Raw genomic sequence first — 8,094 nt, 5'->3', positions numbered from 1 at the left:
CATTGCGGCGATCGCCCTGAGTCCGAATGGCAAAATCCTGGCCAGTGGCAGTTGGGATAAGCAGGTGTATTTGTGGAACCTCCAAACGGGGCAGCCCTTCTTTACCCTCTCTGGTCATAGCGATCAGGTGTGGAGTGTGGCGTTTAGCCCAGAGGGGCAGATTTTGGCCAGTGCCGGGAAGGATGGCACGATTAAGCTGTGGTATGTCCGGGATGGCAGTTTGATTCGGACCCTAACGGGCCATAACAGTCCCATTACGACGCTGGCGATCAGTCCCGATCGTAAAGTTTTGGTCAGTGGGGACGCCGAGGGTAAGGTCTGTTTCTGGGATTTAAGCGCCGGTAAGCTGATCCGGATGGCGACAAGCCACCAAGGACCTGTTGGGGCGGTAGCCATGAGTCCCGATAAGCAGGTTGCCTATAGCGGTGGTGAAGATGCCCTGATCTGTATCTATCGATGGCGCACCAGCGAACCGCTCCACTTACCCATCCCCCAAGATCAGCCGATCGCTAGCTTGGTTACTAGCCCCGATGGTGAGTATCTTGCGACCAGCGATCAAGCCGCTCAAATCCACCTTTGGTCCAATACGGTTGTCCCTTTGCCTCAGCCCCATCAGACGCTGCACGGTCATCGCCAGACAGTCCGAACCTTAGTCTTTAGTCCTAAACATTCCCTGCTTGCCAGTGGCGGTGAGGACTCCACCATCAAATTCTGGGATCTCAAAACGGGTCAAGCGGTCAACACCCTCACGGGACATACGGATGTGGTGACGGCCTTAGCCTTTAGCCCCGATGGTAAAACCCTGTTCAGCAGCAGTTTTGATCAGACTATCCAGGTCTGGCGATCGGGCAAAGTTTGATATGACGGGTGGGGGGAGGGGAGCGGGTTAAGTTTTCCTGTTTTGTGGCTGGGCGATCGCGGCTGCTATGGGTAAGGTGGGTAGTGACGATCGGGGGCGAGGGCGGGGTATGCCGAAGGGGACGAAAGCAAATGCCCAGAATGGGGAGTCGTTGGAGCAGAAGCTCTGGAAGGCGGCGGATAAGCTGCGGAAGAATATTGATGCGGCGGAGTATAAGCATATTGTTTTGGGGTTGATTTTCCTCAAGTACATTTCCGATGCGTTTGAGCAGTTGCATGGGAAGTTGCTGGCTGGTGCGGGGGAGTACGCAGGGGCGGACCCGGAAGATCCGGATGAGTACCGGGCGGAGAATGTGTTTTTTGTTCCGGCTGAGGCGCGGTGGTCGGTGTTGCAGGCGCAGGCGAAGCAGCCCACGATCGGGCAACAGGTGGATGCGGCGATGGCGGCGATCGAGGCGGAGAATCCAAAGCTGCTGAAGGGGATTTTGCCGAAGGTCTATGGGCAGCAGAAGCTAGACCCGATGGCGCTGGGGGGGCTGATTGATTTGATCGGCAGTGTTAATTTGGCCCAGGTGCAAGCGGAGGCCGATGGGCAGTTGCGGTTGGAGACGGAGCCGACGGAGCCAACGACGGAACCCCGTCAGCAGGATTTGCTGGGGCAGGTGTATGAATGAGTATTTTCTGGGTCAGTTTGCCCTGGCGGAGGGGAAAAAGGGGGGCCAATTCTATACGCCGGAGAGTGTGGTACGGGTGTTGGTGGAGATGTTGGAGCCGTATCACGGGCGGGTGTTTGATCCGTGCTGTGGGTCGGGGGGGATGTTTGTCCAGAGTGAGAAGTTTGTCAGTCATCACCAGGGGCGGCTGGATGATATTTCGATCTATGGGCAGGAGAGTAATGAGACGACGTATAAGCTGTGCCGGATGAATCTGGCGATTCGGGGGATTGATGGCTCGAATATTCGCTGGAATCCGGAGGGGTCGTTTTTGAATGATGCCCACAAGGATTTGAAGGCAGATTTTGTGATTGCCAACCCGCCGTTTAATGATAGTGATTGGGGTGGGGAGTTGCTGCGGCAGGATGGCCGCTGGCAGTATGGGGTGCCGCCGGTGGGGAATGCGAATTTTGCCTGGGTGCAGCATTTCCTGTATCACCTGGCTCCGACAGGGGCGGCGGGGTTTGTATTGTCGAATGGGTCGCTGTCGTCGAATACGGGGGGGGAGGGGGAGATTCGCAAGGCGTTGGTGTTGGCGGATTTGGTGGACTGCATTGTGATGCTGCCGACGCAGTTGTTTTACAACACGGGGATTCCGGCCTGCTTGTGGTTTTTGAGTCGCTATAAGAATGGCAATAAGAATCGGAACCGGAAGGGGGAGGTGTTGTTTATTGATGCGTCGGAGTTGGGCTATATGGTGAATCGGCGCAATCGGGCGTTTGCGGAGGAAGATGTTCAGGCGATCGCGGGGACGTATCACGAGTGGAAGCGGGACGGTGGGGGCTACGAGGATATTAAGGGGTTTTGTAAGTCGGCGACGCTGGCGGAGATTGAGAAGCATAATTTTGTGTTGACGCCGGGTCGGTATGTGGGGATTCCGGATGAGGCGGAGGAGGGGGTGCCGTTTGAGGAGCAGATGGCGGTGTTGACGGCGCAGTTGGCGGCACAGATGCGGGAGGCGACAGAATTGGATCAGGAGATTAAGATCCAGTTGGCGAAGGTGGGGTTTGATTTGGAGGGGTTGACCTGATGACACTCTTAGAAACGTTGCGGGAAAAGCGGGAACAGATTTTAGAAATTGCGGCTAGGCACGGGGCTTATAATGTGCGGGTGTTTGGCTCAGTTGTGCGAGGGGAAGAAACACCAGAGAGCGATATTGACTTTTTGATTGACTACAACCCAGGAAAGGTAACACCCTGGTTTCCAGGGGGATTGCTGATGGACTTACAGGATTTGCTGGGACGAAAGGTGGATGTGTTGACGGAAAAGGCGATTAGCCCGCTGATTCGGGAAAAAGTATTGGCGGAGGCAAAGACCCTATGACCACCCATGATGACCGGGTTTATCTGGAGCATATTTTAGAGTGCGCGGCTCTGCTTCAGGACTACACCGGTAATGGCAAGGCAGTGTTTATGGAGAGTGTCCTGGTACAGGATGCGGTGTTACGGCGATTGCAAACGATGGCGGAATCGACCCAGCGGCTCTCGGATAGGCTGAAGGCACAAGCCCCAGATGTGGATTGGCGGGCGCTGTCTGGCTTTCGGAATGTGTTGGTGCATGACTACCTGGGCGGTATTGACTTGGAGCGGGTTTGGGATGCGGTGGAGTTTTAACTGCCGGTTTTAGAGGCTGCGGTGCAACGGCTGATGGAGGTGGAGCAATGAGGCTGATTGACTGACAAAACTCAAACCGCCCTCACCCCAACCCCTCTCCCAGAGCGGGCGAGGGGCTTTTGATCCAATGGTTGTGTTTGAAGTCCCTTCGCCCCTTGTGGGAGAAGGGATTTAGGGATGAGGGGAAAAGATGTGTCAGTCAACCAGGCAATGAGGTTACAGGAAATCCTGGGGACTATAGATAAGTTGTCATCGCTGGGCAGACTTCGCTGTTGCATGTGCTTCAGGTAACATTGTTCGAGAAAACTGGGGAAAAAACAGACTGATGGAATCCGTGGTGAACGTTTCTGGCAAGGAATTCTGAGTTTCAGAGTAGCAATTGAGCAGGCAGGTCTGGTCTTTACGGATACAGATTTTGCTGATCTGAGTGATCGCAGCCTAGACGGGAAGGTTGTGTTTTGATGATTCAATTTTACGATTTACTAAAGTAGATCCATCAAATGCCGGGAATTTATATTGGTTCGCCTTCAATCAGCAATCTTTATATGTTCTTATGTGGTTATGGATTTTCGCGACAGGAGCAAGGGCTAGAGCTAACGGTTCAAGAAAAGAATTTTGAAGAGTTCCAATTTTGGGTGCAGCGACGATTTAACATCATGGCTTCAGTTTCCTGGGCGAAAATTATTTTACTGCATTCGATAGATGAACGGGCGGGATTTGATCTGTTTTTTGAGTTGTTGACTGAGTTTTTACAGGAGCGAAAAGCCAAGGAGAATATGAAAGACCAGTTAGCGATCGCGCGGGATTTCATTCCTGATGCTGATATTGATGATCGTCAATTAGTGAAGGCTGCGGCTCAGATATCTGAACCGCCTTTTGCGCAAGTGTGGGACAATCCGGAGGACGAGGTTTATAATAATCTGTGAGGCGAGATCTCTAGACGGGAGGCTGCTTTAATGGAAAGCATTAAGGTTAAAACCCATATCGGATCGGATCGGATGTTGTCGTTACAGTTACCTATTGCTAACCAAGATATTGAGGCAATGATTATTTATCAACCGATTGTTAGGCGTCGTAGCCATCAGGAATCTAAACAGCGATTTCAAGCTATGATGGAGCAGTATGAAGGCCAATTTTCAGCGATAGTACAGAGCTTTTGCGTGAGGATCGACAGCGTTTGTAAGCTCGTCATTGATGCAACTGTAGTGTTCTTAGGACTTAAATGATGACACTGAGCCAGGAAGACTTTGAAAGTATTATACGAGATGAGTCAAAAACAATAGAAGAAGACATAACCTGACGAGAAGAAGGTTTATGGCTAAAGTTCAAAGCTGAAATTCATTCAGATCTAGATAATTATCAATTGTCAATACGTGGAACCTATAATCCGATTGCCAGTAAGTTAAGCTATCATATTATTTGTCCACCCTATAGCAGAATATATGGACTAGATTATGGAGCCGATCATCGGAATCCTAATGGTGAGTTTGTGGGTGAAAAGCATAAACATCGTTGGAGTGAAATCTATCGTGATAAGCAGGCTTATATCCCACGGGATATCACGGCTACTCGTGACGATCCACTTAAAGTTTGGCAACAATTTTGTAAAGAAGCAATGCTACGTCATAATGGAAGGATGTATCCTATCCTAAGGCAGCAACAGTTGGACATGTTCCTATGAGTTATACGCCCTGTCAGGAGATTTCGGAAACAGTAGGAAACCTGTTTAGCTGTACTCAGGTTAATGGATGGACGCAGATTCGGACGCCGTATCTCTATCCCGATGGGGATGTGATCGATTTATTTTATAAGGTTGCTCAAGATCATCCCATTGTGACGGATTTGGGGGAGACGCGGCGGTGGCTGTTTGCCCAGACCGCTAGCGAGTTTTTGTCAAAGAAGCAAGAGCAGGCGATCCAGGATATTTTGCTGACCCATGATGTTGAGTTGTACCGAGGGGCGTTGGTGGTTCGGGTAAGGGATGAAGGGGCGTTGGCGGCGGCAATTACGCGGTTGGCGCAGGCAGTAATTGCGGTTAGCAATCTTTGGTTTTTGTCTAGGACTCGTTTGGTCTCAACTTTTGAAGATGAGGTTGCTGAACTGCTGAGTGAACATCGGGTTAGCTTTCAGGCGAGGGAAAGGTTACCCGGTCGATCGGGACGTAGCTGGCGGATTGATTTTCATACGTTCCATCCTAACCATAGCTCTCTGGTGCAGGTGCTCAGCACGGGTAGCAAGGCGGCAGCAAACACCAAGGCAAACAATGTGGTAGCAGCTTGGGTGGATTTGTCCCAATTAAAATTTGGAACCCAACCGTTGCGGTTTATTTCGTTATTTGATGATACGTTGGATGTTTGGCAAGTGGAGACGATACTACAGCTAGAGGAGTTATCTGATATTGCCTATTGGTCGGAGTCAGAGCGGTTTATTGAAATGCTCACGACTCTAGATCCTCATTAAGAAAAGCATTATTCTTCACAAAGAGATTAAGGTTCAGTTAGCGATCGTGGGGGTTGAAGTATGAACGAGTGGAAAGAGGTAAAAGTTGACCAACTCTGTGAAGCAATTATTGACTGTGTAAATAAAACCGCTCCCATTGTTGATGAAGTCACACCTTATCGAATGATCAGGACGACAAATATTAAAGACGGTCGTATTGATTTATCCAGCACAAATTATGTAACGGAAGATGTTTTTCGCAAATGGACAAAACGATCCGTGCTGAGAGAAAACGATATAATTCTGACTAGAGAAGCCCCTCTTGGAGAAGTTGGACAAATAATTGATGGAGAAAACTTGTTTTTGGGTCAACGTCTGATGATGTACAGGCCAGACCCAAATGTTGTTGACCCTAATTTTTTGTTTTACTCTTTCCGTTCTAAGGATGTGCAACACCAAATCAGGGGTTTTGGCATGGGTTCCACCGTTGAACATATGCGAGTCGGAGACTGTAGCGAGATCATTGTCAAAGTTCCTAGCCTTCAAGAGCAGCGAGAGATAGGCAAAACTTTATCTGCCCTCGATCGCAAGATCTCCAATCTCCGCCAGCAGAACCAGACCCTAGAGAAAATCGCCCAAACCCTCTTCAAACATTGGTTTATCGACTTCGAGTTCCCCAACGCCGACGGCCAGCCCTACAAGTCATCCGGTGGCGCAATGGTCCAGTCCGAACTAGGCGAAATCCCCGCAGGCTGGCGTGTTGTGAATCTAAACTCAATCATTAGCACAACTAATGGTTACTCATACAAAAGCACGGATTTAGGTGAATCAGATACTGCGCTTGTTAATCTCAAGAATTTTGATAGGCATGGTGGATTTAGGCTAGATGGCTTCAAAGAAATTACTACTACTAACTATCAAGATCGGCATCTTGCTGAGCCAAATGATCTGCTAGTAGCACATACAGATTTGACACAAAATGCTGAAGTTCTAGGAAATCCTGTACTACTACAGCCTTTACCCAAGTACTCTCGCTATGTTTTATCTATGGATGTAGTTAAAATTATCTCGAAAGACAAGAGGATTAATAACTTCTATTTATATTATCTGTTGTCCACGCATTTCTTTAAGCAACACTGTATTGGCTATGCTAATGGAACAACTGTTTTGCACTTAAGCAAAAAAGCAATCCCAGAATATGAATTTTCGATGCCTGCGGATTATTCAGTTATTAAAGCTTTTCAAGATACTGCATTTGTGCTTAGAAGGCGTATAGATAATAACCTCAAACAAATTCAAACTCTAACCAAAATCCGTGATCTGCTTCTCCCCAAACTCATGAGCGGCCAACTTCGCATTACTCCCTAGATCATGGAACTCTAAGGCAGCATTCCTATTCCCGATGCCAAGCGCACCCCATACCTGCTTATTCCCCGATGAGAAATCATCGAAGGCCCCCTCGCTGGCTCTAACGGCACCCTTGCGGTTACTACAGTTTGGATAGAACACAGCACCGACAGTATTTCCCAATTTGTTACCCTTAAGCCCAAGCGATGAATACCAACACAATTCCTCTGTATAAATTAAGCTAGTCACACGATATCGAGCTTTTAGCCATCGCCGACGACTTGGCCCGATCCTTCTACGAACAGCAGTGCCTCCAGGAAAATTGGAGCGCGAATAGCCCCCAATCACCCTTGACCGGTATACCCAGATTCCCCTAACCCAAAAAATTGTCGATCACACACTCACAGGAGCCGCACCATGACCAACATCACCCTAGAAAACCTCGATCCCCAACTCGCCGATCGCCTACAACAACGTGCCCAGCAAAACGGACGCACGATCGCCGCCGAAATCACCGCCATTCTCGCCAGTGTTCTAGTCCCAGAGACTTCCCAAACATCTCCTCCAGGTCTTGCTACTGCTATACAGCAACACTTCGCTGATATCGACAACTTCGAGATTCCTCAAATCCCACGAGAACCGATCAGAACACCTCCAACTTTCTAAATCACGATGATTATTCTTGACACAAATGTTATCTCCGAATTAATGAATCCCAAAGGTTCTCAATGCGTTAAGTCTTGGACTGACTCCCAACCCAGAGGGACCTTATTTACAACTAGCATTACTCAAGCTGAAATCTTGTATGGCATTGCCATCTTGCCAGAGGGAAATCGGGAACAAAAGCTTCAAAACGCTGCTCATGCTGTATTTCAACAAGAACTCCTCAATCAAATTCTTCCTTTCGACTTAGAATCTGCTGAATATTTTGCAACGATAGCCGCTGATCGCAGAAAACAAGGTAACCCTATCTCTCAATTCGATGCTCAAATCGCCGCCATCTGCCGTGCCCATCAAGCCGCGATCGCCACTCGCAATGCTGATTGACTGACAAAACTCAAACCGCCCTCACCCCAACCCCTCTCCCAGAGCGGGCGAGGGGCTTTTGATCCAATGGTTGTGTT

The 8,094-nt window shown here is 49.1% G+C and carries 12 protein-coding genes; all 12 read left to right on the top strand.

Annotated features, from left to right (window positions below):
• On the top strand, positions 1-859 hold an 859-nt coding region (locus ACWIUF_RS17020), incomplete at its 5' end, for a WD40 repeat domain-containing protein (RefSeq protein ID WP_448573715.1).
• 67 nt (positions 860-926) lie between these two features.
• Positions 927-1,532, top strand: a complete 606-nt coding sequence (locus ACWIUF_RS17015; RefSeq protein ID WP_448573714.1) for a type I restriction-modification system subunit M N-terminal domain-containing protein — start codon at positions 927-929, stop codon at positions 1,530-1,532.
• A complete protein-coding gene (locus ACWIUF_RS17010) occupies positions 1,525-2,601 on the top strand; it encodes an N-6 DNA methylase (protein WP_448573713.1) in 1,077 nt (358 codons plus the stop codon). The genes ACWIUF_RS17015 and ACWIUF_RS17010 overlap by 8 nt, the downstream gene beginning before the upstream one ends.
• Positions 2,601-2,894 (top strand): nucleotidyltransferase family protein, encoded by a 294-nt coding sequence (locus ACWIUF_RS17005; protein WP_448573712.1) that lies wholly within the window; start codon positions 2,601-2,603, stop codon positions 2,892-2,894. Before ACWIUF_RS17010 ends, ACWIUF_RS17005 begins: the two co-directional genes overlap by 1 nt.
• Positions 2,891-3,184: a HepT-like ribonuclease domain-containing protein gene (locus ACWIUF_RS17000; protein WP_448573711.1), complete on the top strand. Its 294-nt coding sequence runs from the start codon at positions 2,891-2,893 to the stop codon at positions 3,182-3,184. The genes ACWIUF_RS17005 and ACWIUF_RS17000 overlap by 4 nt, the downstream gene beginning before the upstream one ends.
• A gap of 500 nt (positions 3,185-3,684) precedes the next feature.
• Positions 3,685-4,110 (top strand): hypothetical protein, encoded by a 426-nt coding sequence (locus ACWIUF_RS16995; protein WP_448573710.1) that lies wholly within the window; start codon positions 3,685-3,687, stop codon positions 4,108-4,110.
• A gap of 30 nt (positions 4,111-4,140) precedes the next feature.
• Complete coding sequence (locus tag ACWIUF_RS16990) at positions 4,141-4,410, top strand: hypothetical protein (protein WP_448573709.1); 270 nt, start codon at positions 4,141-4,143, stop codon at positions 4,408-4,410.
• Positions 4,411-4,520: 110 nt separating this feature from the next.
• Entirely contained in the window at positions 4,521-4,865 is a 345-nt protein-coding gene (locus ACWIUF_RS16985; RefSeq protein ID WP_448573716.1) for a DUF6978 family protein, read from the top strand.
• Positions 4,862-5,644 carry a DUF1828 domain-containing protein gene (locus tag ACWIUF_RS16980; RefSeq protein ID WP_448573708.1) on the top strand — a complete coding sequence of 261 codons (783 nt, stop codon included), beginning with the start codon at positions 4,862-4,864 and terminating at the stop codon, positions 5,642-5,644. Before ACWIUF_RS16985 ends, ACWIUF_RS16980 begins: the two co-directional genes overlap by 4 nt.
• Before the next feature lie 60 nt (positions 5,645-5,704).
• A complete protein-coding gene (locus ACWIUF_RS16975) occupies positions 5,705-6,991 on the top strand; it encodes a restriction endonuclease subunit S (protein ID WP_448573707.1) in 1,287 nt (428 codons plus the stop codon).
• A gap of 396 nt (positions 6,992-7,387) precedes the next feature.
• Positions 7,388-7,636: a FitA-like ribbon-helix-helix domain-containing protein gene (locus ACWIUF_RS16970; RefSeq protein ID WP_448573706.1), complete on the top strand. Its 249-nt coding sequence runs from the start codon at positions 7,388-7,390 to the stop codon at positions 7,634-7,636.
• 6 nt (positions 7,637-7,642) lie between these two features.
• Positions 7,643-8,017 (top strand): PIN domain-containing protein, encoded by a 375-nt coding sequence (locus ACWIUF_RS16965; protein WP_448573705.1) that lies wholly within the window; start codon positions 7,643-7,645, stop codon positions 8,015-8,017.
• Positions 8,018-8,094 lie beyond the last annotated feature (77 nt).

The organism is Trichothermofontia sp. (genome assembly GCF_053493415.1).
Note: the sequence above shows the minus strand (reverse complement) of the source record. Positions and strands in the feature narration are given on the sequence as shown.

Bases quoted from the DNA above. Each gene is read 5' to 3' on its own strand.
- ACWIUF_RS17015 (WP_448573714.1), top strand. From the start codon at position 927: ATGGGTAAGGTGGGTAGTGACGATCGGGGGCGAGGGCGGGGTATGCCG.
- ACWIUF_RS17010 (WP_448573713.1), top strand. From the start codon at position 1,525: ATGAATGAGTATTTTCTGGGTCAGTTTGCCCTGGCGGAGGGGAAAAAG.
- ACWIUF_RS17005 (WP_448573712.1), top strand. From the start codon at position 2,601: ATGACACTCTTAGAAACGTTGCGGGAAAAGCGGGAACAGATTTTAGAA.
- ACWIUF_RS17000 (WP_448573711.1), top strand. From the start codon at position 2,891: ATGACCACCCATGATGACCGGGTTTATCTGGAGCATATTTTAGAGTGC.
- ACWIUF_RS16995 (WP_448573710.1), top strand. From the start codon at position 3,685: ATGCCGGGAATTTATATTGGTTCGCCTTCAATCAGCAATCTTTATATG.
- ACWIUF_RS16990 (WP_448573709.1), top strand. From the start codon at position 4,141: ATGGAAAGCATTAAGGTTAAAACCCATATCGGATCGGATCGGATGTTG.
- ACWIUF_RS16980 (WP_448573708.1), top strand. From the start codon at position 4,862: ATGAGTTATACGCCCTGTCAGGAGATTTCGGAAACAGTAGGAAACCTG.
- ACWIUF_RS16975 (WP_448573707.1), top strand. From the start codon at position 5,705: ATGAACGAGTGGAAAGAGGTAAAAGTTGACCAACTCTGTGAAGCAATT.
- ACWIUF_RS16970 (WP_448573706.1), top strand. From the start codon at position 7,388: ATGACCAACATCACCCTAGAAAACCTCGATCCCCAACTCGCCGATCGC.
- ACWIUF_RS16965 (WP_448573705.1), top strand. From the start codon at position 7,643: ATGATTATTCTTGACACAAATGTTATCTCCGAATTAATGAATCCCAAA.